General features: G+C 45.0%; 24 protein-coding genes, 1 tRNA gene and 6 pseudogenes. 20 read left to right on the top strand and 11 right to left on the bottom strand.

Annotation, left to right across the window (positions count from 1 at the left end; all coding sequences use genetic code 11):
* Window positions 1-165: 165 nt before the first annotated feature.
* A pseudogene (locus tag RE628_RS19215) lies at window positions 166-465 on the bottom strand (transcriptional regulator); the annotation flags it as partial.
* A 311-nt stretch (window positions 466-776) separates the two neighbouring features.
* Between RE628_RS19215 and RE628_RS19210 the strand changes: the two are divergent.
* From RE628_RS19210 to pstB, 4 genes and pseudogenes are all read left to right on the top strand, one after another.
* Window positions 777-1,697: a phosphate ABC transporter substrate-binding protein gene (locus tag RE628_RS19210; protein WP_375143126.1), complete on the top strand. Its 921-nt coding sequence runs from the start codon at window positions 777-779 to the stop codon at window positions 1,695-1,697.
* 79 nt (window positions 1,698-1,776) lie between these two features.
* Window positions 1,777-2,675: pseudogene (gene pstC / locus RE628_RS19205) on the top strand (phosphate ABC transporter permease subunit PstC).
* Window positions 2,672-3,558, top strand: a pseudogene (gene pstA / locus RE628_RS19200) (phosphate ABC transporter permease PstA). The pseudogenes pstC and pstA overlap by 4 nt, the downstream one beginning before the upstream one ends.
* A gap of 10 nt (window positions 3,559-3,568) precedes the next feature.
* A complete protein-coding gene (gene pstB, locus RE628_RS19195) occupies window positions 3,569-4,327 on the top strand; it encodes a phosphate ABC transporter ATP-binding protein PstB (RefSeq protein WP_309154554.1) in 759 nt (252 codons plus the stop codon).
* Window positions 4,328-4,505: 178 nt separating this feature from the next.
* Here the strand turns inward: pstB and RE628_RS19190 are convergent, their stop codons facing one another.
* Window positions 4,506-4,721 carry a hypothetical protein gene (locus tag RE628_RS19190; RefSeq protein WP_309154553.1) on the bottom strand — a complete coding sequence of 72 codons (216 nt, stop codon included), beginning with the start codon at window positions 4,719-4,721 and terminating at the stop codon, window positions 4,506-4,508.
* Window positions 4,722-5,070: 349 nt separating this feature from the next.
* On the opposite strand from RE628_RS19190, the gene RE628_RS19185 reads away from it, so the two are divergent.
* Entirely contained in the window at window positions 5,071-5,700 is a 630-nt protein-coding gene (locus RE628_RS19185; RefSeq protein WP_309154552.1) for a DedA family protein, read from the top strand.
* Window positions 5,701-5,805: 105 nt separating this feature from the next.
* Here RE628_RS19185 and RE628_RS19180 read toward each other — a convergent pair whose 3' ends face one another.
* The gene (locus RE628_RS19180; RefSeq protein ID WP_309154551.1) at window positions 5,806-5,952 is read right to left on the bottom strand and encodes a hypothetical protein; all 147 of its coding nucleotides are present in this window, start codon (window positions 5,950-5,952) and stop codon (window positions 5,806-5,808) included.
* A 229-nt stretch (window positions 5,953-6,181) separates the two neighbouring features.
* Between RE628_RS19180 and RE628_RS19175 the strand changes: the two genes are divergently transcribed.
* Entirely contained in the window at window positions 6,182-6,298 is a 117-nt protein-coding gene (locus RE628_RS19175; protein WP_309154550.1) for a YjcZ family sporulation protein, read from the top strand.
* 76 nt (window positions 6,299-6,374) lie between these two features.
* Here the strand turns inward: RE628_RS19175 and RE628_RS19170 are convergent, their stop codons facing one another.
* Window positions 6,375-7,322, bottom strand: a complete 948-nt coding sequence (locus RE628_RS19170; protein ID WP_309154549.1) for a radical SAM protein — start codon at window positions 7,320-7,322, stop codon at window positions 6,375-6,377.
* A gap of 572 nt (window positions 7,323-7,894) precedes the next feature.
* Here RE628_RS19170 and RE628_RS19165 point away from each other — a divergent pair.
* The 6 genes from RE628_RS19165 to RE628_RS19140 all read left to right on the top strand — a co-directional run bounded on the left by RE628_RS19165 (window position 7,895) and on the right by RE628_RS19140 (window position 12,696).
* Window positions 7,895-9,244 carry a lytic polysaccharide monooxygenase gene (locus RE628_RS19165; protein WP_309154548.1) on the top strand — a complete coding sequence of 450 codons (1,350 nt, stop codon included), beginning with the start codon at window positions 7,895-7,897 and terminating at the stop codon, window positions 9,242-9,244.
* A gap of 199 nt (window positions 9,245-9,443) precedes the next feature.
* A complete protein-coding gene (locus RE628_RS19160) occupies window positions 9,444-10,337 on the top strand; it encodes a DMT family transporter (RefSeq protein ID WP_309154547.1) in 894 nt (297 codons plus the stop codon).
* A gap of 151 nt (window positions 10,338-10,488) precedes the next feature.
* The gene (locus tag RE628_RS19155; protein ID WP_309154546.1) at window positions 10,489-10,893 is read left to right on the top strand and encodes an RrF2 family transcriptional regulator; all 405 of its coding nucleotides are present in this window, start codon (window positions 10,489-10,491) and stop codon (window positions 10,891-10,893) included.
* Between the two features lie 113 nt (window positions 10,894-11,006).
* Window positions 11,007-11,405 carry an AbrB family transcriptional regulator gene (locus RE628_RS19150; protein ID WP_309154545.1) on the top strand — a complete coding sequence of 133 codons (399 nt, stop codon included), beginning with the start codon at window positions 11,007-11,009 and terminating at the stop codon, window positions 11,403-11,405.
* Window positions 11,402-12,124: an AbrB family transcriptional regulator gene (locus RE628_RS19145; protein WP_309154544.1), complete on the top strand. Its 723-nt coding sequence runs from the start codon at window positions 11,402-11,404 to the stop codon at window positions 12,122-12,124. The genes RE628_RS19150 and RE628_RS19145 overlap by 4 nt, the downstream gene beginning before the upstream one ends.
* Window positions 12,121-12,696, top strand: a complete 576-nt coding sequence (locus tag RE628_RS19140) for an isochorismatase family protein (protein ID WP_309154543.1) — start codon at window positions 12,121-12,123, stop codon at window positions 12,694-12,696. The genes RE628_RS19145 and RE628_RS19140 overlap by 4 nt, the downstream gene beginning before the upstream one ends.
* Before the next feature lie 84 nt (window positions 12,697-12,780).
* Here RE628_RS19140 and RE628_RS19135 read toward each other — a convergent pair whose 3' ends face one another.
* The 3 genes from RE628_RS19135 to RE628_RS19125 all read right to left on the bottom strand — a co-directional run bounded on the left by RE628_RS19135 (window position 12,781) and on the right by RE628_RS19125 (window position 14,015).
* The gene (locus RE628_RS19135) at window positions 12,781-13,014 is read right to left on the bottom strand and encodes a helix-turn-helix domain-containing protein (RefSeq protein WP_309154542.1); all 234 of its coding nucleotides are present in this window, start codon (window positions 13,012-13,014) and stop codon (window positions 12,781-12,783) included.
* A 157-nt stretch (window positions 13,015-13,171) separates the two neighbouring features.
* Window positions 13,172-13,244, bottom strand: a tRNA-Ala gene (locus tag RE628_RS19130).
* Between the two features lie 174 nt (window positions 13,245-13,418).
* Window positions 13,419-14,015, bottom strand: a complete 597-nt coding sequence (locus tag RE628_RS19125) for a TetR/AcrR family transcriptional regulator (RefSeq protein WP_309154541.1) — start codon at window positions 14,013-14,015, stop codon at window positions 13,419-13,421.
* Window positions 14,016-14,236: 221 nt separating this feature from the next.
* Between RE628_RS19125 and RE628_RS19120 the strand changes: the two genes are divergently transcribed.
* The gene (locus RE628_RS19120) at window positions 14,237-14,881 is read left to right on the top strand and encodes a methyltransferase family protein (RefSeq protein WP_309154540.1); all 645 of its coding nucleotides are present in this window, start codon (window positions 14,237-14,239) and stop codon (window positions 14,879-14,881) included.
* A gap of 135 nt (window positions 14,882-15,016) precedes the next feature.
* On the opposite strand, the pseudogene RE628_RS19115 reads toward RE628_RS19120, so the two are convergent.
* Window positions 15,017-15,588: pseudogene (locus tag RE628_RS19115) on the bottom strand (TetR/AcrR family transcriptional regulator).
* 153 nt (window positions 15,589-15,741) lie between these two features.
* Here RE628_RS19115 and lpdA point away from each other — a divergent pair.
* Window positions 15,742-17,118, top strand: a complete 1,377-nt coding sequence (lpdA, locus tag RE628_RS19110) for a dihydrolipoyl dehydrogenase (protein WP_309154539.1) — start codon at window positions 15,742-15,744, stop codon at window positions 17,116-17,118.
* 10 nt (window positions 17,119-17,128) lie between these two features.
* Window positions 17,129-17,254, top strand: a complete 126-nt coding sequence (locus tag RE628_RS19105; protein WP_309154538.1) for a hypothetical protein — start codon at window positions 17,129-17,131, stop codon at window positions 17,252-17,254.
* Window positions 17,255-17,266: 12 nt separating this feature from the next.
* On the opposite strand, the gene RE628_RS19100 is transcribed toward RE628_RS19105, so the two are convergent.
* Both RE628_RS19100 and RE628_RS19095 read right to left on the bottom strand, forming a co-directional pair.
* Complete coding sequence (locus RE628_RS19100) at window positions 17,267-17,431, bottom strand: hypothetical protein (RefSeq protein WP_309154537.1); 165 nt, start codon at window positions 17,429-17,431, stop codon at window positions 17,267-17,269.
* Window positions 17,432-17,624: 193 nt separating this feature from the next.
* A complete protein-coding gene (locus RE628_RS19095) occupies window positions 17,625-18,284 on the bottom strand; it encodes a transcriptional regulator (RefSeq protein WP_309154536.1) in 660 nt (219 codons plus the stop codon).
* Window positions 18,285-18,616: 332 nt separating this feature from the next.
* Between RE628_RS19095 and RE628_RS19090 the strand changes: the two genes are divergently transcribed.
* Both RE628_RS19090 and RE628_RS19085 read left to right on the top strand, forming a co-directional pair.
* Window positions 18,617-18,886 (top strand): ACT domain-containing protein, encoded by a 270-nt coding sequence (locus tag RE628_RS19090; RefSeq protein ID WP_309154535.1) that lies wholly within the window; start codon window positions 18,617-18,619, stop codon window positions 18,884-18,886.
* A gap of 209 nt (window positions 18,887-19,095) precedes the next feature.
* Window positions 19,096-20,448: pseudogene (locus RE628_RS19085) on the top strand (PFL family protein).
* A 92-nt stretch (window positions 20,449-20,540) separates the two neighbouring features.
* On the opposite strand, the gene RE628_RS19080 reads toward RE628_RS19085, so the two are convergent.
* Entirely contained in the window at window positions 20,541-20,861 is a 321-nt protein-coding gene (locus RE628_RS19080) for a hypothetical protein (RefSeq protein WP_309154534.1), read from the bottom strand.
* A 230-nt stretch (window positions 20,862-21,091) separates the two neighbouring features.
* Between RE628_RS19080 and RE628_RS19075 the strand changes: the two genes are divergently transcribed.
* From RE628_RS19075 to RE628_RS19065, 3 genes and pseudogenes are all read left to right on the top strand, one after another.
* Complete coding sequence (locus RE628_RS19075) at window positions 21,092-21,976, top strand: AraC family transcriptional regulator (protein ID WP_309154533.1); 885 nt, start codon at window positions 21,092-21,094, stop codon at window positions 21,974-21,976.
* 175 nt (window positions 21,977-22,151) lie between these two features.
* Entirely contained in the window at window positions 22,152-23,078 is a 927-nt protein-coding gene (locus tag RE628_RS19070) for an N-acetylglucosamine kinase (protein WP_309154532.1), read from the top strand.
* Window positions 23,078-24,381: pseudogene (locus RE628_RS19065) on the top strand (6-phospho-beta-glucosidase). The gene RE628_RS19070 and the pseudogene RE628_RS19065 overlap by 1 nt, the downstream one beginning before the upstream one ends.
* Window positions 24,382-24,727 lie beyond the last annotated feature (346 nt).

Genomic DNA, 24,727 nt, shown 5'->3' with positions numbered 1-24,727 from the left:
AAAGAGTGTTGCCCTTGGGTTTTGGCAGCACTCTTTTTTGTAATGCTAAGAACTGTTCTCCCTAAAATAAAATTGGCATAGTCATGCTGCTAATCAACTCGCCGACATCAAGCTCAGTAGGGGGTAACTGGCTCATTAGTCGAGAACGGCCGCAGAAGTTGACGAGTCAATGGAAAGAAACTTGCCTACGAAAGAGAGCACCAATTGCTTGCAAACACAGGTATCGTCACGGATAGACAAGTAAGCAAGCTAGATCTAAATACCGGTATCCGTTATTGAAGTCACGTACTTTATATTCAGGATATAGGTAATCCAGATTGCGATCACGGGGAACCAGATCGAACGCAAGAACTCAACAGTTCCATGTCCCAGCCCGTTTTGTAGTAATTCTCTCCTTCGCGGGCTTTTCTCATCATGAATTTGCTGCTGTAACCACTCTTCATAGACCACTTCGAATAAGCTCATCTTCTTCTCCTCATTTCTTGGAAAATAAAAAAGCCACCTCTAACACAACATTGCTCAATTGAGCTGTGTGATCAAAGTGGCATGTACTTCATGTCCGTTATTCATAAATTAATCTATTTTTAAAATAGGATTAATATCTAGGAGTTAAAGAATGAAGTAATACAGATAATGAAGTCTATGAGCAGCATTATTTTTTTAATGTATAGGAGGTTTGAAGATAATTTTTTACACTCCGTTTACAAAACGAAAACACGGCTTTGATAATTGACTTCTATAATCATGATATACAAACAAACAAGGGGGAAACACAAATCATGAAAAAGAGTATGTTGTTGGTCTTAACGATTATTTTAACTTTAACGCTGGCTGCTTGTGGTCAAAGCAGTTCAAATAATAAAACAGCGAATTCCTCGGGTAACTCGTCCGCGAACAGCGGTAAAGAGCTCTCCGGTTCAATCCTTGCAGTAGGATCATCGGCATTGCAGCCACTTGTTGAACAAGCTAGCCAAGGCTTCATGGATCTGAATCCGAAGGTATCGATTCAAGTACAAGGCGGAGGCAGTGGAACAGGGTTAACGCAAGTATCTGGAGGACAAGCGGATATTGGTAACTCCGACGTATTCGCCGCTGAGAAGTTAGAAGCAGCTCCGGCATCAGAGTTGGTTGACCATCAAGTTGCAGTAGTAGGTATGGCAACGGTAATTAACCCGGAAATTACGGTAGATAATCTGACTAAGGATCAATTGGTTAAAATCTTCAAAGGTGAAATCACAAACTGGAAGGACCTTGGCGGTGCAGATCAAAAGATCCAAATCATTAATCGTCCATCCAGCTCCGGTACACGTGCAACATTCGAGAAATATGCATTAGGCACAAAGACTGAGGATTTGGCTGGCGCGATTCAAGAGGATTCGTCAGGTACTGTTAAGAAGTTGGTTAAAGAAACACCAGGAGCTATCGGCTACCTTGCACTCTCCTATCTTGACGATTCCATCAAAGCCGTGAAGTATGAAGGCGTAGATCCGACTGAAGATAATGTTGCAAACGGTACTTATCCGGTATGGGCATACGAGCACATGTATACAAAGGGTGAGCCAAATGAAGTCGTGAAGGCTTTCCTGGACTACATTACCTCTGATGATGTGCAAAACAAAGATGTAGTCGAGCTTGGATACATCCCAGCAAGTAAAATGCAAGTACAACGCGACATCGAAGGAAACATCACCAAATAATAATTCGGCAAAATTAATATAAGTGCTTAAGGGGGCGGATATCCTGCCTCTTTAAGTGCTATTGTAAAGGGAGAGGTTTATGGCTCAGTCCGGTAGAAAACAAAAAGTGAAACAGCATGTTATCGAAGAATGGACCGGAAAAATATTAACTTCCTTTTGTATCGTCTTGCTCGTTGTAATTATTTTCTCAATGATATATTTTGTAGCGACAAAAGGATTGAGTGCGTTTTTTCAGAATGGAATTAAGGTCAGCGATATATTCGGAACGACTTGGAAACCGGATGGGGAGCCTCCTCTTTTCGGTGCTTTGCCGTTTATCATAGGCTCATTCAGTACTTCCTTGCTAGCTGCGGTCATTGCCGCTCCGCTCGGCATCAGTGCGGCATTATTTATGGTTGAAATTATGCCAGGCATCGGACGGAAATATTTGCAGCCGGTGATTGAATTGTTAGCCGGAATTCCTTCGGTGGTATATGGCTTTGTCGGCCTTAGTGTCATCGTGCCGTTCTATCGCACTATTTTCCCAGGTCAGGGACTAGGTATTGCTGCGGGAGCGACGGTACTGTCGATTATGATTCTGCCTACCATTACGTCGATTGCGACTGATGCGCTCGCTTCTCTTCCGGCCGGACTGAAGAGGGCTCTTATGCGCTTGGTGCGACGAGGTGGCAGACGCTGTCGCGTACCGTCATTCCGACAACGATGCCTGCGCTGATGACGGGGATTGTGCTTGGGATGGCCCGTGCTTTCGGGGAAGCCTTGGCCGTTCAGATGGTTATCGGTAACGCGCCGCATATCCCTCATTCACTATTTGAATCGACTTCAACATTAACAAGTGTCATCACCCTTAGCATGGGTAATACAGTAATGGGCTCGATGCAGAATAATGTACTTTGGACTTTGGCATTTATTTTGATGCTGATGACCTTCGTCTTCGTCTTTATTGTCCGCCGGCTTGAAAGGAGAGCACAGCGATGAGTGCAAAAACAAAAGATAAAATAGCTACCGCCGTAATCGTCACTCTGGCTGGGATTATCGTCCTTGTCATGGCAGGTCTGCTCGGCTTCATTCTCATAAGAGGACTCGGACATGTCAGCTTCCACTTCTTGACCTCTGCGCCGCAGACGATCAAGGAGGGTGGGGTATCGGACCTCAGTTGTTTAATTCCTTGTTCCTACTTGTGTTGACCATGATCATTACAATTCCGTTGGGTCTTGGCGCAGGAATTTATATGAGCGAATATGCCAAGCCTGGAAAAATTACAGATACGATCCGATTGATTGTCGAAGTGCTTTCTTCTTTTCCATCCATCGTGGTCGGTTTGTTCGGCTTACTTGTCATTGTAAATACCTTTGGACTTGGATTCTCTCTATTCTCAGGTGCGCTTGCCTTAACCGTGTTCAATTTGCCGCTGATGGTACGGATTACGGAGCAAGGCTTGTCAGGTGTACCTGCAGCACAGAAAGAAGCCAGCCTAGCGCTCGGTATCTCCAAATGGAAGACGATCAAATCCATTATGATGCCGATTTCGATGCCAGTGATACTCACCGGGACAATTCTTGCTGCCGGCCGAGTATTCGGTGAAGCTGCTGCATTGCTATTCACGGCGGGAATGAGTAGTCCAAGACTGGATTTCACCAATTGGAACCCGCTTAGTCCAACTTCGCCGCTGAATCCTTTCCGTCCAGCAGAGACGCTAGCTGTCCACATCTGGAAGATCAATTCGGAGGGACTTGCCCCGGATGCTCCGCAGATTGCTGCCGGCGCTTCCGCTGTGTTGATCTTGACAGTACTAATATTCAACCTGCTGGCACGCTGGGTTGGTCGTCTCATGCTGAAGAAATTTACGGCTGCGAAATAGGAGGGCTTTCATGCATAATATAGAATTGTCTACTAAAGATTTAAATGTATTCTATGGAGAGAAACATGCGGTTAAGCATATCTCACTCGATTTTGCTTCCAAGCAGGTTACGGCTTTAATCGGCCCATCTGGCTGCGGGAAGTCAACTTTCCTGCGCAGTTTGAACCGGATGAATGATCTGATCGAAGGGTCGCGTATCACCGGCGAAATCTGGATCGGCAATGAGAATATCAATGATCCGAAGACCGACGTTGTACTGTTGCGGCAGAGGATCGGGATGGTCTGGCAGCGTCCGAATCCGTTCCATAAATCGATCTATGAGAATATCGCTTTTGGACCACGTTATCATGGTATCCGCGACCGTAAGAAGCTGGATCAGATTGTGGAGGAATCATTGACCAAGGCAGCGCTCTGGGAAGAGACCAAAGATCGTCTTCATCAATCCGCTTTATCCTTATCGGGAGGTCAGCAGCAGCGTCTGTGTATTGCCAGATCGATTGCTGTTAGCCCGAGTATCATATTGATGGATGAGCCATCATCTGCGCTAGATCCGGTATCTTCGGCGAAGATCGAAGAGCTGATTGCTGAGCTGAAGAAGGAATACTGCATCATTATCGTTACCCATAATATGCAGCAGGCTGCTCGTGTATCAGATAAGACCGCATTCTTCCTAATGGGAGAACTCGTCGAGTTTGATGAGACAAGTATGATATTTACGAACCCCTCGGACCAGCGGACAGATGATTATATATCTGGTAGATTCGGCTAACCCATAGAGGTAGTTTGAAAAACACGCACTAGTAAGTAAGAACCTTCATTCCCTTAGATTGGGGGAGTGAAGGTTCTTTTGCATGGTAGCGCCTCTTTTTTGAATCTAATGCTTAGAGTACAATAGAGATTAGGCTCCAAATGCTAGAGCAGAGATATGACCAACAATTCGTACAAGACTAATGGAAGGATAACACTGGATCCAAAGAGCCCGCGTTGCTGCGGGTATCCAGAATGAGATCCGTGTCCATCCCAGTTCCATGGGTGACCATCATAATGTCCGTCGTGATGTCCATCATGATGACCAAGGCCGTGATCATGCCATTGATCATGTCCATCCCATTGTCCGTATCCTGGAGGACTGGGAAGACTGAGGAATAATAGTCCGCCATCAAGATGGGTTAGTCGGCCTTCATACGTTAAGCCGTCGATGGTTTGCACTTGGACGTTGCGATTGACATATTGTTGGCCGACGCGATGCATCTGGTCTCTAAAGTCCTTGACGGATTGAATGGTACTGGGATGAGCCTGATAAATCACTTGGTTTTGCTCTACTGCCATAGCTAATAACCTCCACTTTTTCTTATTTCCTACTGGCTCATCATATGTAGGAAAGACTGGGGAGGTGCCTATGCATTGGACTATGGTCCAGTATATAATTACGACCTGGGACTGTTTAGAATAGTTGTATTTAAGTTCATACTAAGGTCTAACTCTATTGAACGAGCAGGAGATTGAATTCCCATGAATGTATTGGAATGGATAGAACGAATGTTTGAGCATTACGGATATTTCGTGCTATTGCTCGGCTTGCCTATTGATTTTATAGCATTGCCACTACCGCCGGGTCAGACGACTCTGACTTATACGGGGTATTTAGTCTACAAAGGGGTATTGGAGTTGCTGCCAGCCATATTAATGGCCTATGCGGGTTCTATAATCGGAATTACAGTGACCTATATACTCGGTTATCAGATTGGAGCACCGATTATTGAACGATTTGGAAAATGGATATTGATCAAGCCTACCCATCTGGAGAGAACGAAAAGGATCTACGAGAAATACGGGAATAAAATGCTGTTCATCAGTTTTTTCGTCCCTGGGGTCAGACAATTTTTTGGTTATTTTGTAGGCATTATTCGAATTCCTTTCCGCACCTTTGCTTTGTTTGCCTACCCTGGAGCGTTGATTTGGGTTCTTGTTTTTATTAGCCTTGGCAATATATTTGGAGAACAGTGGCAGAAAATATTCGTATTAGTGGAGCGTTATCTAGGTTACTTTTTCGCTGGTTTAGGAGTATTTGTATTAGCGATTCTGATCGTACGCTGGCGCAAATGGTGGCTGAAGAAGCCTGACAACAAACCAATGCAGTAATCCGTATGACATAGCTAAAAAGCGTCAGACATATTGTGGTTGTTCAGAAAGTTCGATCGATCTTTTTGAACAATGTACATATTGTCCGGCGCCTTTTGCTTGAACTTATTTTTTCTTGGGCGAATTTGGCCCTTCTTCTTTGGCCTTCAGCAGTGCTAGAAGAGCGAAAAGACTTGCCAAGGTTTCAAACCCAGCCCCGATTATCGCCAAATCATCAGATGAGACCTCTTCTTCGTTAATAATGTTCTGCATTCCGATCTGGTTAAGAAGTTGTGTTTGCCTCCTTCTTGGCAAGCCTATCACCTGCTTCAAATGTTTTACTACATGGTATGCAGAAGGAGCAACGTTTGAATAGGCAGTTAACAATCAGATGATGAGTAAGCCCACAAAGCGATAAAATGTACATTTAATACTATAGTAGCCCTTTCGTTTGATCCTGCCTTTTCATAAGATGTTCTATACTTAAAAAGGAGGTATAGATATGTCAGGGTGTGGAGAAGTCGGCGGCATCGGCGGTGTAGGCTTGTGGGGATCAACAGGTGCCATTCTGGTTTTGTTTATTCTGCTCGTCATTATTACTAAAACATTTTGTTTCTAATAATACTCTAGAAGCTGGTAAAGCAGGCCCTGTGATTCAGGGCCTGCTTTTTAGGGTTTTGATTACCGAAAGATGGTTAGCTGTGTGAAGGGAAGATGGCTTCTAGTGCTGGGCAAGGCTGTCTTTCTAAGAAGTCGGCAAGTTTGTCAGGCATATTCTTATATATATCCTTAAGCACAGTACCTTGATAAATATTGCCGATGATCACCGGATAACATAACTCCGAAATTAGTAGATCGCCGTTGCCATGCAAATGCAGCTGTTTCTTCCCTTCGATGCAATTAGAGAAGTATACTCCATGCTGATCCTCGAAGCCAAGTTCTTGGGCGAAGCGGTCCATGCAGGTGAAGTAAATCGTGCTGTCCTCTCTGCGGTGGGAAATAAGCTCCTGTACGGCCTTCTTCAGATCTTCGCGGGCGGCAATCGCTGACCAGCCGCTATGACCCATGCTGATACTGTTTTGAATCTCATGCGTACGTACACCAAGTGCGTATACATGGTCCGCAATCTCTGTCAGGTGGTGGGTCGTCTCTTCAAACAGCAATGTCTCTAGCACAGTATCAAAGGAAGCTTGCGCGCAGAGAGCGATATTTTCTCTTATTTTCGTATATACGCTCGGGTGCAGTTTGTAATAACGGGAGAACTCCTCAGCCGATGTGAAGTTGAAGGAGATATGAATCGTCGTTACTCCGGCATCCTCTAATTGCTGGATACGTGTGGCGTTAAGCAGGCTGGCATTGGTGTTGAGTTGGGTCTCGATCCCATGCGCCGAACAATAGCTGACAATGTCCAGACAATCCTGATATTTTAGAGTCACTTCGCCACCGGAAAGACGCACTCTGCGGATCGTAGGGACGTCCTGTAAAATGGAGATAACTTCCTTGGCACTAACGCTTTGATTGTCATCCCGGCTATATGCGCAGCAATAGCTGCACTTGAAATTGCAGTTGGACGTTACCCCAACCTCAAGGGCTTCGAGATCATAATGATTCGGATTTTCTAATTCAAGAAATTTATATTTCATACTTACCGGCTCCTAAATAGATAGATTTGGTGTCGTTAGTATAACTAACCAACCTAAGTGATTATAATAGCTTATGGTCCGATATATGTATGAGGTTTTTAATAGGGGGTTCGATTGAAAACCCTATCTTTCAACCTATTCCGACAGAGCTAGTTATTTTATTGCCTATGGATAAATATAGTTCAAATATATTATTTTTCAAAAAAATAACACAATTTGCCTGAAATCAGATATAATAAACTTATCTTTTAAATTTAAAAGATTCTCATTTAATACCCGTTACTGTCTTCTAATTTTCCTCATTTTTATTCGTTAAGTGTCTTTTCTTCGGTTTATTCACGTTTTTTATTCCAACTATCTCACGATTTATGATTTTGGTAGAGCACGGTGTATTATATAAATCCGTATTTCGGGTTTATATAGATTTTTGTGTCTGTGGAAGAGATTGAGGGTGAACATCAGGTATGCAGACATGTATTTAATCTGCGCAAAAGGGGGGATCGGTTTTTTAGCATGCTAGTCAGAAGTCATAGTGGTTCATGATTCATTCAATTTTAAAAGGAGGTATTAGAATGAGTTCAATCTGTTTATCTCGTTCCATGACTATGAAGGCGCTTACAACTTTCGGGGTAATGTTGCTCACGATGATCGTCGTATTTCTGATTGCTGACAAAGCTTCTGCTCATGGTTATATTGACGGTCCGGCGAGCCGTGGGTATCTATGTAAGACTGGGCAAAATACGAATTGTGGAGCGATCCAATATGAGCCACAAAGTCTTGAGGCTCCCAAAGGCTTTCCGGCAGCCGGCCCAGCCGATGGGAAGATCGCCAGTGCGAATGGCGCCTTCCCTGAACTGGACCAGCAATCAGCTACACGCTGGACAAAAGTGAATATGTCTTCCGGAACGAACACCTTCCATTGGACACTAACTGCAGCTCATGCTACAACCAGTTGGAAATATTATATCACAAAGGAGAATTGGAATCCGAATGCTGCACTGACACGCGATTCATTCGATCTGACTCCATTCTGCACGGTGAATTATAACGGCAAGCAGCCTCCATTTAGCTATTCTGATACTTGTAATGTACCACAGCGTACAGGGTATCATGTGATCCTCGCTGTTTGGGAGATCGCTGATACACCTAATGCGTTCTATAACGTGATCGACGTTAATTTTGGCGGCACGAATCCTGGCGACAACCAACCGCCTACCGCTCCAGTATCTCTTACAGCTAGCAACGTTACCGCCAATACAGTAACACTCTCATGGGGGGCATCCACCGATAATGTTGGCGTAACTGGCTATAGTGTGTATAACGGAAATACACTGGTGGGCTCGGTCTCCGGTTCAACTTTGAGCTATACAGTGACAGGGCTAACCCCAGATACATCTTATACGTTTAACGTGAAGGCGGTTGATGCCGCAGGCAATCAGTCGAGCGCAAGCAGTGTTACTGTGAAGACTGGACAGGCTGCGCCCGATAATCAGCCGCCTACTGCTCCAGGAAATTTACACGTTATGGGGACACCTACTGCATCCAGTGTGAATCTGATGTGGAGCCCGTCCACAGACAATGTGGGTGTAACAGGTTATCGAATATACAAAGGGACTGATCTAGTCGCCACGGTTTCTGGTTCGACGACTGATTACACGGTGACTGGTCTGAGTGCGAATACATCTTATACGTTCACGGTGTATGCAGTAGATGCTGCCGGTAATGTATCCGCGGCTAGCAATTCGGTTCAAGCTACTACAGCAGCAGCGTCTTCTGCTCAGCCGTGGGCTGCTGGTGTCTCCTACAAGATTGGAGACTTGGTAAGCTATAATGGCTCAGTTTATGAATGCCGCCAAGCGCATACCTCACTGGTAGGCTGGGAGCCTAGCAATGTTCCTGCACTCTGGTCGCTGAAATCCTAGTTATATAGATTCGTAGAGTCCAGTTGGAAAGAACCATCTTCCTTTGAAGTCATAAGGAAGGTGGTTCTTTTCGCGGTTGGCGGTATAATGATACTCTAAAATTGAATATTTCAATTGTTCAAGATCCGTTGTATGATGTTTAAGTTGAATTTACGATGGGTTCGCTAAAAGGTTAATTTATCATCTAGGGGGGTTCTTCATGTCGTCATTATCGCGTTCACGCGCGGCATTATATTTAATTTTCCTTGTAGTCGTGTGGGGAGTTAACTGGCCTTTGTCTAAGGTTGCACTTGAGTATGCACCACCAGTGCTATTCGCGGGTTTGCGGACATTGATAGGAGGTGTTCTCCTTATAGTGGTTGCTCTACCAAGCTATAAGAAGCTGAATCTGCGCCGGAACTGGCCCATGTATTTGTTCTCCTCACTACTGAATATCGTACTGTATTATGGACTGCAGACGATTGGACTTCAATATTTGCCGGCTGGATTGTTCTCTGCCATCGTATTTCTGCAGCCTGTACTGCTTGGCATCTTCTCGTGGTTATGGCTGGGCGAGTCCATGTATGGCTTGAAGATGGTCGGGCTATTCCTGGGCTTCCTCGGGGTGTTCGAGATTAGTGCCGGCGGACTCGCTGGGCATCTATCGATAACCGGTATATTGCTTGCATTAGGCAGTGCATTAAGTTGGGCCTTTGGAACGGTGTATATGAAGAAGGCGACAGAACGGGTGGATATGTTCTGGATGCTCGCTTCACAACTGACTATAGGAGGATTATTGCTACTCGGAACGGGCAGTTATCTGGAGAGATGGAATGATATTACTTGGAACGTAGCTTTTATTAGCGATCTGCTCTTTATCTCTGTCTTTGTTATAGCTCTAGGCTGGCTTGTATACTTTAGTTTGATCGGCTCTGGCGAAGCTGGAAAGGTTGGTGCGTTCACGTTCCTGATTCCGGTTATATCTATTGTGTGCAGTGTTATTTTCCTTGGCGAGAGCGTGACATGGAACCTGGTTGCGGGGTTAGGTATGATCGTGATCAGTATCTTGTTGGTCAATTTCAAGCCGGCGGCGCTTCGCCGGGCTAGCGAGTAATCTCGGAACATTATTGGTGCTGTGGCGATATCCAATAATGTCCCGGTCTTATTCCGGTGTAGGACGAAGTCAGATAGAAAGACGGGATTGTTCTGCATTTCAAACTGTGCTAGAATATGCACATTAAGAAGACATAAGACAGGAGGAAACAATGGCACAGTTAAAACGGTTTGGCTTCGGATTGCAAGCGTTGATCGTACTCGCCGCGAACAATTCAGAACAATGCTCTAGCACAGAGATCGCCGAACAAATTCAATGCGAACCGACCGTACTCCGCAAAATATTAGCTCAATTGGCTGAGCAAGGTATTGTAGAAGCAAGGCAGGGGCGTTCCGGGGGCTATCAATTAACACGTAATCCTGAGCAAATTACACTAGCAGAGATATACAAATCGCTCCATGAGAAGGAGCCGCAGTGGGATCGGATGCTGGATACAACTGGGAACCATCTTTTCGGACAGAAAATGCATGAATCGTTCTCAAAAATAATGACAGATATAAATACACAAGTAAACCAGGTGCTGGGAACGTATACGGTAGGAGATTTCTTAGACTAATTTTTTTGGATAAACTGTGCAAAAAAATGCACATATAATAGAATCTCTTCTTTTACCGGACTCTGGATGCTTTTGATATAGAAAGAACAATCTTTGGATATGGAGGTGAGAGTTTGAAGAAGCTTCTCGGGCGAAATCGATATGCCCGTATTATAGTAGCACTAGTTACAGCGCTAATCGGAGGTATTCTGTTCAAGCTGCTGCATCTCCCGGTCCCTTGGCTGTTAGGTCCTATGTTAGCTGTGTTAGCCGGATCTAATCTCATCAAGGAGAGCTATGAATGGCCACAGCAATTCAGAAGTGTAGGTATGATCATCGTCGGTTACACAATTGGTCTATCCATGACGATGACCGCATTAAGACAAATGTCCCATCAGGTTCCTTATATGCTGCTCATGACCGTCCTCTTGCTGCTGTTATGCGCAGGTATTGCCTTCATTAATTCCAAATTATCAGGTATCGATTACAATTCCGCGCTGCTTGGAAGCATACCGGGGGACTCACACAAGTGATCTCACTGGCGGAGGAGACGGAAGGAATTAATCTTCTTGCGGTTATGATAACGCAAGTGATTCGTCTTATTATGATCATCGTCATTATTCCACTACTCGTATTCAGTCCTTTTTTCGATCATGGACATACAGATACGATCAATGCTAATTCTTCTACGATAGCGACAGCGGCACATAGCAGCGGGGGTCCACTTGTTATGCTTCTGTTCGCTGTAGTCTGTATTGCGGGCGCATTCCTAGGGAAGAGAATTCACCTGCCAACTCCTCTATTGCTAGGTCCTGTCATTGCTACAGCCGCCTTGCAGTTGCTCGGCTTGACTGGAATGCCTCTACCCGGATGGATCATTGGCGCAGCACAGCTAGTAATTGGCGTGAATGTCGGTCTGATGCTGAAACCGGATCGCATGGAGCATAAGGTAAGAACATTATCCATCGCTATTGGCTGTGGGCTCTTGCTAGTAGTTGGTGCCTGGGGCCTCAGCTTACTGCTCGTCTATGTTCAATCCGTCTCAGGGGCAACGGCTCTTCTGAGCTTGGCCCCGGGAGGAATGGATCAGATGGGGATTATCGCTCATGAGATTGGTGCAGATTTGCCGATCGTCGCCGGGTATCAATTATTCAGAACCTTCTTCATTATGTTCGCCATACCGCCGTTAGTCCGTCTATTGTTCCAAATTCAAAAGAAGAGAAAATCCAATAAACAAGGAGAGATCGTATGAGTACGTTAAACATTGATTTTAGCAAGACGGCATTGGTTATCATCGATTTGCAAAAAGGGATTACAAAGATGTTCGGTGGTACCCAAGAGGTCGTTGATCAAGCGGCAAGATTAGTCGAGCTGTTCCGCCAAAAGGATGGCTTCATCGCATTTGTGAAGGTGGCAATGCATGATGGACGCGATTCCCTTAAGCCAACGACCGACCAGCCACCTCGTGCCATGTCATCGATTCCGGCTGATTGGGCAGAGCTTGCTCCTGAATTTAGAGTGACCGGGCAAGACTATATTGTCACCAAGCGGCAATGGGGAGCTTTCTTTGGAACGGACCTGGATCTACAGCTTCGCCGTAGGGGGATAGATACAATTGTTCTGTGCGGTGTATCGACTAACATTGGTGTCGAAGGAACGGCAAGGGAAGCATATCAACACGGGTATAATCAGATCTTTATTACCGATGCGATGGCCGCTGCGTCAGAGGAAGAACATCAATCGAGCTGCAAATATATTTTCCCGAGAATCGGCAAGCTGAGAACGACAGAAGAGTTCGTTGCTGAAGTAGGGAGTGGGGAATAATTAGTTGGTAAAGAGAATCACCGCGGATATGGAGAATTCATATCCGCGGTGAAGTGATTTTATATGCGATTTCCAAGGGAGTAGTTACCCCCCAAGTAGACCGGACTTAATAGATGTGCCATCTGGAGTTAAGCGATACATGCCCATAATAATTGGATTAACCTGAACCAACCCTTTTTGTACTAAATCTTTAAGGGGCTGATTTACAGAAGATGTATCCTCACTAGCATTTGATAGCTGGGCAGCAATCTGTATTGGAGTCTGCCACTCAGTAGTTAGTGTGAGTAATACATTTTGTTGCAGGGGAGTCAAATTCACACTTATAACCTCCTTGATCACGGTTTATATCTAAAATTGATAATAAATAAGTTTCATTGTACCAAAAAATAGTTCAGATTTCGAAGATTATCGTTGAATACACTCAGCAGTATCTAGATACAAGAAAAAGCCCAACGTAATGTTGGGCTTTTCATAATGGAGAATAGGGGGCTCGAACCCCTGACCTCTTCGCTGCCAGCGAAGCGCTCTCCCAGCTGAGCTAATTCCCCACGGATAACCGTGCTTGTTTAGTATATAAAATAACTAATCGACATGTCAACAGTGAAGTTTGCAGCGTATTGGTAGTGGTGAAAACTATCATAGGAAAGAGTATAATAAATTCAAAATCTCCTAATACGCGTATAGAGCAGAATCAAATTGTATTGAAACCGTTCGGTTCTGCTCTACTTTTGCTTATCTCCGACCAACCCATAGAAAAACAACTCTATCAATTGATCGATTATCCTCGTTACGCGTTCTTGATTCGAAGCTTCCCAATACCGACCCAGTTCATTTTTGAACATCGTGAAGTACAGCATAATTATTTCTTCTGTTTGATCTCTATGAATGTAACCCTCTTGCTTTCCAATCGCGACAAACTTCATAAAAAATTGCATGACTTTCTGTTTAGTATAGCTATCCAGCCTTTGCATCAACCCACTCACCTCAGAGAATGGGGATTTCTGAAAATTATTCGATAAAATCTGTAGATTTTTAACTTCCAGTAGCATGATTTCCTGCGTCTTTTCAGGAAAGGAACATGTTGAATCCAGAATCTTCTCATACTGCTCCAACTGTTTGTCCATCCAATTCATAAGCATGTCGATATAGAGCTGTTCTTTTGTTCCAAAGTAGTTATAAATGGTAGCGGGAGAAACCATCGCATTTTGAGCGATCTCATTCACGCTTATCTTCTGAAAACCATATTTAGAGAACAATTCAAATGAGGAGCTGTAGATCTGCTCAATTTTGTTCTGTTTCCGTCGTTCAAATCCGTTCATTTTCTCCACCTCACTTGTAGTGTAGCTCAGGTTTTAGAGTAAATCAATAAATGTAGTACAAATCTATTGAAATCTCGATTTTAGATAGTTATAATAATCATGTAGTAAAACAGTACATAAAGTACATAACTTTCATTCTTTATCATTGATTATTATGGGAAAACAAGCAACAACAACATGTGATGGTATCAAAGTCTTAAATAAGAGAGGAAGAAAATAATATGTATGGCATAAACGGACAAACAACAAAAGAAAAAATCTTCATTTTGATTGCACAGATCGTATATTTGATCGTTTCCTATTATTTACTTTTTATTTTTCATGAAAAAAACTATATATCTATAGGACTGTTTGTAGCATTAATCATTACATCCTTAAGGCTGACTGCGATGATGTTCATTTGGCTACCGAGAGGTATCGGGTGGAAGGAAGCGATAGGCAACAGTACCGCTTTTGCAATATATTTTTTAGGATTTCCTATTTTAACTGTAATGAATAATCAAGATAGTAATATGATTCTATTTACTGCAGGCTGGATGTTCTTCCTTGTAGGAAGTACTTTAAATACAGCTTCAGAATTACTAAGAAAACCATTTAAAGATAATCCTTTAAACAAAGGAAAGTTGTATACAGGCGGGTTATTTAAATACGCAATTCATATTAATTATTTTGGAGACTGTCTTTGGGTATTAGGCTTGGCCTTAATATCAAATAATTTGTATAGTTTACTTATTCCTGTCGGCTTGTTTTTATTATTTATGACAAGTTATATTCCGAATTCTGATAAATATTTACAAAATAAATATGGAGAACAATTTACAGCGTATAAAAAGGATACTAAGAAATTAATTCCGTTTATTTGGTGACGAGGAGATACTAGATGGAATAAGCGTAAGAGCATCGCTTCACTTTGTGGGGATTAGAAAACGGATCCTCCAAAATAGAGAGATTGAACCACGCCGTATTAGGCGTGGTTTTTTCTTTTGGTGTTACAGCAACTTTTATTGATTGGACTTTATCAACCCTTTAGCCTGTTGTTTACCTGCTTCCAGGAGGCTATCGCTAAACTTGTAATCATTAACTGATCGCGCTAGTACAAGCGTTCCAACCATCATGCTAAGCACGGCACTCCCAGTGGATTTATTGATTTCCGCCAGATCGGAAATAAAATCAATCATTCGTTGCAGCTCGCGAGTGAAGATTTGACGTACCTCTTCGGATGATCGGGATATTTCGCTGGAAATGGCGGGGAGAATGCACCCCATCTCCGTTTGATCACGATGATACGGGCTTAAATAAAAATCGATAACCGCATCGATCGTAGGTTTTCCCTCCTCCTTCACGGCCGCTTGCTGCAAAAGTGATATCGTATCGCTTATGGCATAGTGGCAGGTTTCCGAAACAAGTTGTTCTTTATTGTCAAAGTGTGAATAGAATCCGCCATGCGTCAGTCCGGCTCCTTTCATAATGAACGGAACGCTGATGTCACGTATTCCATTCGTACGAAACGCCTTGGCAGCACTTTCGATGATATGTCCCGAACCTTGATCTTATGGCCTTCAGGATATGGCATTGCAGTCACCTCTTCACATATAAACTGATATCTAAAAATATTATAGTCATCATAATTAAATGCGTCAATTTCAATGGCACTGTTGACTGCCTTAAAATATGATGGTAATAATATATTACGTACATCATATTTTACTGAGGAGGTGCATGGGAGATGAGTCAGCTTAAACGGATAGACACTTTGGTCATTGGCTCAGGTCCAGGGGGGTATGCGGCGGCGGTGCGATCAGCGCAGTTTGGAATGGAGACGATCGTTGTTGAACGCGAGCAGATTGGCGGAGTGTGCACGAATGTAGGTTGTATTCCTTCTAAATCGTTGATAGCGGAAGCGCACCGCTATAATGTGCATAGGCAATGGAATCATACGGTCGCCTCGGCTTCCTTTGATGAGGCTCAGGCGTTCAAACAAGCGGTCGTAAACAAGCAGGCCGGTGGAGTGCAGTACCTGTTAAAAAGTGCTGGAGTAACGATTCTTGAAGGTGAGGCAAGCTTGATTGACCAGCATACAGTTGCGATTAAAGGATCGGAAACGGAGCAATTGGTTTCTTTTAAATCCGCAATTTTGGCAACGGGTTCTCGTCCGATAGAGTTACAGGCTTTGCCATTCGGCGAACGTATTCTTTCTTCCACAGAAGCATTGTCACTTTCTAAACTTCCTATCAGTCTGGTCGTTATCGGCGGCGGATATATTGGCGTAGAGCTGGGACAGATGTTTGCCAAATTCGGCACCAAGGTGACGATTCTCGAGGGAGGAGAGCAAGTGCTGCCCGGGTTTGAGTCGGAGCTTACAGCCCCTGTAATTAGGCAGTTGAACGCAGACGGTATAACCATCATCACAGGGGCAAAAGTCGTTAATGCTGAACAGGATGCGGATGGGTTAACCTTACATTATGTAAAAAATGATGAACAGTATCTTGTTCAAGCGGAGTATGCGTTAGTGACCGTTGGAAGAAAACCGAATACGGACGGAAGCTTAGGGCTGGATCGCATTGGATTACCGACAACGAACAGAGGATTGATAGAAACAGACGAGCAATGCAGAACGGCGATTCCGCATATTTTCGCAATTGGCGATATTACAAACGGACCGGCGCTTGCCCATAAGGCTACTTATGAAGCCAAGGTCGCGGCGGAAGCCATTGCGGGGGAGCCTTCTGCCGTTGATTACAAAGCGATTCCACTTGTCGTTTTTTCAGAGCCGGAGCTGGCGAGTGTCGGGTTAACCGAAACAGAGTGCAAGGCAAAAGCGCTTCCGGTAGTCGTCGGGAAATCTTTATTTAAGATAAACGGCAGAGCGTTGGCCCTGAAAGCGACGGAAGGGTTTGTCAAAGTGATTGCCGATCCGGCGTCAGGCATCGTCATGGGCGCGCAAATCGTTGGGGCAGAGGCATCAACCCTCATCTCAGAACTTGCGCTTGCGATCGAGATGGGAGCAACCGTACAGGATTTGGCGATGACGATACATCCTCATCCCACCATGGGAGAGGTGATCATGGAGGCTGCTGGTAACGCCGTAAAGAAAATACGATGAAATAAACAAATTGCAGGCAATTCAGAAACCATCAGCAGAGGGAGAACGGGAAATAAAACTGAAGATGGGTTTATATTTTGGTATTGCAATCATACTCGTCGCAGGAAATTTGCTTGGTGTAGTTATTAACCATTAAGGGGCAGTGAAACTAGCCATGGCGGTAGAGCGCATCGCTGGCAGCGATACGCTCAGGGGTTCGATCGCCCTTGGCTCCATCCACCAGACAACAACCTTGTAGCACCGGGATTCCCCGTGCTTTTTGATTTGCTTGGCATAGTGTTTCGCTGTTAATGGCGCTTAGCAAGATCCCCATTTCACTCTAACGGTTACTATAGAGGTTAAATCGTTGTTTTTACGTTGTTCAAACTTTTAACGGTTGCTACAGAGGCTATTTCGGGATTTTACCGAAAATTCTACTATTATTTCTTAAATAACGTGTATGGCAACCGTTAGATTTATAAAACTATCATATTGTAATGATTAACCGTTGTGGCAACCGTTACAATCTAGATTGTGTCATCATTCAGCCGATATGTACGGTAACGCTGCTTTCCACTGGTGACGATTATCAGGTTCTTAGCCACGAGAGAACGGAGTATGACTCTGATGCGGTTTTCCGAGAGCAGAAGATGTGAGGCTAATTCTCGAGGTTCAAATGGACGCATGAGTCGGCGGGCAAATCTCAGTGTCTCAGCTTCGGCCCAAGTAAGTTCAACACTCATTTTGATTGACAATAACTTCCCTACAAAGGAAAGAACTAATTTCTTACAAACGCTTGGGTCATCACGAATAGATAAGTAGGCAATCGGGAGGAACAACCAGTCGTCTAGCGTCAGTAAGGCCTGCTTCATACATAAATCCTTAAAGCGATTAGTCTCAATGTCTCGAGCATGACTACTATAATCTTGGATCTCTATACACCCTTTTGCACCACCTGGCATATAGGCTATATCCAGATATCGATACTTGTTATCTAAATCGCGCACTTCATATTCCGGATACAAATCATTGAGATTACCAATCACAGGGAACCATACTTTACGCAAAAATGTAACTGTCCCGTGACTTAAGCCCTTTTTTAGCAATTCACGCCTCCTTGGATTGTTCTCTTCAATGATCATTGTGGCTAACCAATTCTCATATACCTCATCAAAAGACAACTTCATTCCTCACCCTCCTTCTCCTTGGTACAAAACGTAAAAAACCGCTTTGATACGATTATTCGGGCATCGTATCAAAGCGGTATGTGCTTCACACCATAAAAAATTTGACTATAATGTATCATATTAAATAGACTGGGACAAGGTTTTGATTGCGTCCCAATTTGTTGATAACTAAGCTTCTCCGAGGTAATGGAATACTTTATGTGACTGTTGCCCATTTGAAATATTTTTGAGCGGAATGTAAAAAACTTAATATCGTAACTACCCCATGTTGTAAGACATTAGTGATTAAATATACAATAGATAATAATTTACTATTGAAAGGATAGAAGACGATGAGAGCTGTAATAACGGTAACTGGAAAAGATACGGTAGGAATTCTTGCGCGTGTGAGTACGTTGTGCGCCAAATACAATGCGAATGTGATTGAAGTGAGCCAGACTGTGCTTCAAGATATGTTCGCTATGATTATGATGGTGGACATTGATCATATTACTTGTGAGCTCCATGAACTGGTCGATATTATGCGGACGGAAGGCGAGCAGAACGGGCTTGTTATCCAGGTGATGCATGAGGATTTATTCAACTCAATGCACCGCATTTAGTGGAAGTTCAAAAAGTCCGCTTTTGATAATAAAACCGAAAACCGATCGAAGTCATTCAAGGATGAGCAATCGCGATCCAGAGGAAGGTTTTCTTGCGATATAGAATTCCATCAGTTCCACTGATAATCTTGCACGAAGTGGTTCATGAAGTAATTCGACATTGGAACTTAGCAATATTCTAATCAAGGCTGAAGGGAATGTACCTGATGATAAATTCGAAAGAAGTACTAGAAACGATTCATATGATCCAGGATCAGCATCTGGATATCCGCACGATTACGATGGGTATTTCCCTGCTGGATTGTGCCGACCCGGATATTGAGAAGAGCTGTGACAAGGTATTTGCAAAAATAACGCGGGTGGCTCGCGATCTCGTCAAGATAGGCGAGGATATTGAGAAGGAATACGGGATTCCGATTATTAATAAGCGCATCTCGGTAACGCCTATTTCTGTGTTAGTAGCGGCGAGCGGCGGCGACCCGGTGCTCTATGCGAAGACGCTCGATTATGCGGCGAAGGCAGTCGGTGTCAACTTTATAGGGGGATATTCGGCCTTGGTGCAGAAGGGTTTTGCGGCAGGCGACCGGGCTCTAATCGAATCTATTCCACGGGCATTGAAAGAGACTGAGCATGTGTGCTCGTCCGTGAATGTCGGTTCGACCAAAGCGGGGATTAATATGGATGCCGTGGCTCTAATGGGCGATATTGTCCGGCAATGCGCGGAATTGACTGCGGATCAGGACTGTTTCGGGGCTGCCAAGCTGGTTGTGTTCTGCAACGCGGTCGATGACAATCCATTTATGGCTGGTGCATTTCACGGTGTGGGTGAGGGCGACGTAGTACTCAACGTTGGTGTGTCTGGCCCAGGTGTTGTACGAGCTGCTATAGCTAGTGCACCTGATGATTACGATTTGACACAAATTGCTGAGATTATTAAGAAGACCGCGTTCAAAATAACGCGAATGGGACAGCTTGTAGGCACGGTAGCAAGTGAACGACTCGGCGTTCCTTTTGGTATCGTGGATCTCTCCTTGGCTCCGACTCCGGCGATTGGTGATTCGGTAGCTCATATTCTTGAGGAAATCGGCCTTGAATCCTGCGGTGCTTATGGAACCACTGCGGCACTAGCGCTGCTGAACGATGCTGTGAAGAAAGGCGGCGTCATGGCTTCTTCGCGGGTCGGCGGATTGTCGGGCGCATTCATCCCGGTATCCGAGGATGCGGGGATGATCTCGGCGGTACGCGAGGGGGCGCTCGGTCTGGAGAAGCTGGAGGCGATGACTGCGGTATGTTCGGTAGGATTGGATATGATCGTTATACCTGGCGATACTCCAAGTGAAGTCATTGCTGCGCTGATTGCCGACGAGGCGGCGATCGGGATGGTTAACTCGAAGACGACGGCAGTACGGGTAATCCCCGCGATCGGTAAGAAGAGGGAGAAGAGCTGGAATTCGGCGGACTGTTCGGAACCTGCCCAGTGATGAAAGTGAACACCTTCTCGCCGTTCAAGTTCATCAAGCGCGGGGGCAATTCCAGCACCGCTGCAAAGTTTGAAGAACTAGGCCAAGTAGAAGAATAAGCATATGGAAATAAACAAGCAGGACAGGAGCACGTAGCGCTCTTGTCCTGTTGTTTGTTTTTACCCGAGTAATCATTATCCCCCGTTCTCGTACATCATGCTTATGATTTTGGCGGTCGGAACGATGATGCGCTGCTGCTGGTCGTCTTCGATCTCTAGGGAGTCGTCGGCGACGGCAATCAAGGTACCTTGTACAGTGAAGTCATGAAGACGGATCGTTAAATACTGTCCGATCACATCGTTCAATCGGTTTCTTGTGTCCTGATTCGGAAATGTTGCGAACGCCAGGGCCTGTTCCAGGTGATCGATTCTAACGCTCAGAAGAGATAGAGAGGCTTCCAATATCTGAACACGTTTTCGGTCTGGTAAATTGAACAATAAGCGTAGAATCCTCATTGTATATTCACCTCCTTATTTTCAGAAATATCTCCTTACGGGAGACAAAATATCATATGTTCATAGTTTGATAGAGTTCGAACAAATGTATATGAATAGCAAATAATTGCTGAATATCCTCAGGTATTATTGTGCTTGGTAGATAGATATGATTCAATCAAGTAAAGAGATATGTTGACCGGAAGAATACATACTAAATCTATTAACGCGTTCAAAAGGAGACGAATTCGATGAAACTGACATCCTCGCTCTCTATTAAACCGGATGAGATTGTCTTGCCTGCACGTCTACCGATATCTGTGTCGACTTCACTAGGGGTCTCTCCATCATTTCAACGTTTGCATTGGCACCGTGCTCTGGAAATAAACTGGATCACAAAGGGCAGTGGAACATATGTCATTAATGGGCAGGATTATCCTTTTGTACAGGGCGATCTATTCCTGATGGATTCTCATGATTTACACCGGGCTTACGAAGGAACCGATCTGGAGATGGTGATCGTCATGTTCGAGCCCACATTTCTCGGTTCGGAGTACAAATACGATCATGATATACTTCTTCCTTTCCGCCAGATGGGCAGTCCTCTCTCTAATCATATATCTCATGAACATGCTGCTGCGGAACAGCTTGGACAATATGTGATGAGAATGTATCAGGAATACCAAGGGGAGGGGCGCTCTTATGCTTCGGCTATTCGTGGCTGGCTGCTTCTCTTTCTGACGGAAATAAATCGTTCCATTCATATAGGACATGGAGAACAGACTCGAGCGATCGTGAAGCATCTGGAGCAGATCCGTCATGTTGTTCAGGTCATGGAAGCGAAGCTCGCTTATCCTTGGACGTTGAAGGAATTAGCGGATGAAGCACATTTAAGCCCATCGCGGTTCAGTGCATTATTTTGCCAGATCGTCGGTACGTCGCCTCTGAAATACCTGGTTCAATTACGGATTGATCATGCCGTGGAGTTGCTTGAGCAGGATGATCTCAGCATTCTCGAAGTTGCTGAAGCTAGCGGCTTCCGCAATCTCTCTAACTTCAATCGGCTGTTCCTGGGACAGACCGGAACTACGCCATCGGTGTTGAAGCGGCGACTTCATGGAGAGGAAGTCGAATGAGTACTTATAGGGAGAACTCAACGTTTTAGTAAGATTGTATTAGAAATGAGGACTATTGCAGAAGAAATGCGATAGTCCTTTTTAGTATGCTTAAGTAGAAGGAGAGATGCCAGATGAACTACTACTTGGGCGTTGACGCCGGGGCAGCAAGACGCATTGCCTGCTCGTCAATGCGATGGGGGAGACCCTTGGCAGAGGAGCAAGCGGGAATGGGAATCATCAGACCGATCCCCTGAATGCGGGCATTAACATCGCATCTGCATGCAACCAGGCGCTGCGTGAAGCAGGATTATCTGTTCACGACATTACTCATGCTTTTTTTGGATTGGCGGGAGCGGATCGGGAGGCAGATTATCGAATTCTTCGTCCGATGATCGCTGAATTGAATTTTCCCAACTACTCAATCGCATGCGATACGATGATTGCCATGCGTGCCGGGAGTGAGCATCCCTACGGGGCAGTTATTATTAGCGGCACAGGCTTTAATGCAGCGGCCAGGAATCGCACCGGAGAAGAGTTGCAATATGGCGGGTTTGGATTCCTGTATGGAGACGGACAAGGCTCCGGACGCGATCTAGCAAATTTTGCTTTTCGCTCAGCTGTTCGTGCCTGGGACCGCCGCGGCAAAAGGACGCTGCTAACTGATCTAATACTGCAGGCGAGCGGATATGCTAATGTCCCACAAATGCTGGATGCGGTCCTAGATGGAGAGTATTCTCCTCCATTAGAGCTTGCCAAGCTTATCTTCGAAGCGGCGGAGCAGGGAGACGAAGTAGCGACTTCAATCCTCGTTGAACAGGGTATGGAACTGGGCAATGCGGCGGCTGCTCTGATCGATAGGCTAGGGATGGAGCAGGAGGAATTTAATGTTGTGCTAGGAGGGAGCATCCTCTCTAAAGTGCGCACGGACATTATGCGTGATGCGATCAAGCAGCGAATAAATCTTACCGCACCAAGAGCGACGATCACGCGGATTACAATGGACCCGGTAGCTGGCGCTGTGCTCAGTGCTATGGATCGGGACGGGCAGGAGATTAGCCCGCAGGTGAAACATAATTTAAGTCAGGTTTCTTTTTCCGATTTGAAAGGAGTGTTACAGTGATGAAGACAAAGCATGGAATTAAGGTGGCTGTCATTGGCGGAGGTTCGTCATATACGCCTGAATTGGTCGAGGGATTGCTGAAGAGTTACGAGGAAATGCCCGTTGCCGAGCTATGGCTAGTCGATATAGAGGAAGGCAAACATAAATTAGAGATCGTTGGCAATTTGGCTAAACGCATGGTTAAGAAATCAGGCCTGCCGATTGAAGTACATTTGACACTGGACCGGCGGAAGCGATTAAGGATGCCGATTTCGTCTCAACACAGATCCGCGTAGGTCTGCTTGAAGCGAGGAAGCTTGATGAGCATATTCCGATTTCCCACGGTGTGATCGGTCAGGAGACGACCGGTCCTGGAGGGATGTTTAAGGCGCTACGAACAGTTCCGGTCATTCTCGATATTTGCCGTGATATTGAAGAGTTGGCACCGAACGCATGGATGCTCAATTTTACGAACCCGGCAGGTATGATTACGGAGGCCGTTACGAAATATTCGCGGGTACGCTCCGTAGGATTATGTAATTCACCGATCAATTTTAAGAAGTTCCTAGCGGAAGCTTTTCAAGTGGACGAGAGCAATGTGTTACCCGAATTCGTAGGCATTAATCATCTGCACTGGGTGACCTCGGCAATAGTGAATGGCAAGGAACAGCTGCCGGAATTGTTGGCAGGCAAAGGCGAGTACTCAGCCAAGAATGTACCGACACTTGGTTGGGATCAGGAGTTCCTGCAATCCTTGGGTGCAGTGCCAACCTACTATCTCAAGTATTATTACATGATGACTGAAATGTTCGATGAGATGAAGGAATCTCTGGAGAAGAACGGAACTCGGGCGGATGTTGTTAGCCGTGTAGAGAAAGAGCTGTTTGAGTTGTATGCTAACGAGGAATTGGAAGAGAAGCCGAAGCAACTGGAGCAGAGAGGCGGGGCATTCTACTCGGAGGCTGCGGTGCATCTCATGAGATCACTCTATACTGGGCGCAATGATATTCAGACTTTGAACGTGGCGAATAATGGGATTTTTGATTTCTTGCCAGCTGACGCCAGCATTGAAGTGAACTGTGTCGTAACCTCGGAGGGGCCAATTCCGCTTGTACCGCAGCATATTCCTGAACATGTTAAAGGACTGCTGCATGCGGTGAAGACCTACGAGAGCCTTGCGATTGATGCAGCAGTAAGTGGGGATCGCGGACTAGCTTTGCAGGCGCTGGCTCATCATCCGCTAGTGCCATCTGTCTCCGTGGCCAAGGTGCTGCTCGAAGAGATGCTCGAGGCGCATCGCAGGTATCTACCGAATTTCTTCTAAGATGATATAAGAGGTTGTTTAAAAAGTCCCCCTTTGATCACGAAGTAACACTGAGAGCTTATTCGACATTCGAATCTTGAATTCAGCCGGGCCTTCCGGTGCTCACGTACCAACTACGTACGCTCCGCTCCTCAGTCCCTAGCTTCATCCAACCTTCTCGGTGCTGAAAGTCTGACTTTTTAAACTCGCACTATAATAGATAGTCATAGAAAAGACTTTAATGATAGAAGACCTTCAGAATGACAGGCAGATTCTGAAGGTCTTTTTCGTCTCGATGTGACAAGGTGCCTTTCATGTAGCTGGGGGTTATGTTATATTTTGTGAAGAAGGTAGTTTGCAAAGGAGA

The sequence above is a fragment of the Paenibacillus sp. D2_2 genome, assembly GCF_031199965.1.
GTDB lineage: Bacteria > Bacillota > Bacilli > Paenibacillales > Paenibacillaceae > Fontibacillus.
The sequence above is the reverse complement of the archived record's forward strand: the minus strand, read 5'-3'. Positions and strand labels throughout refer to the sequence as shown.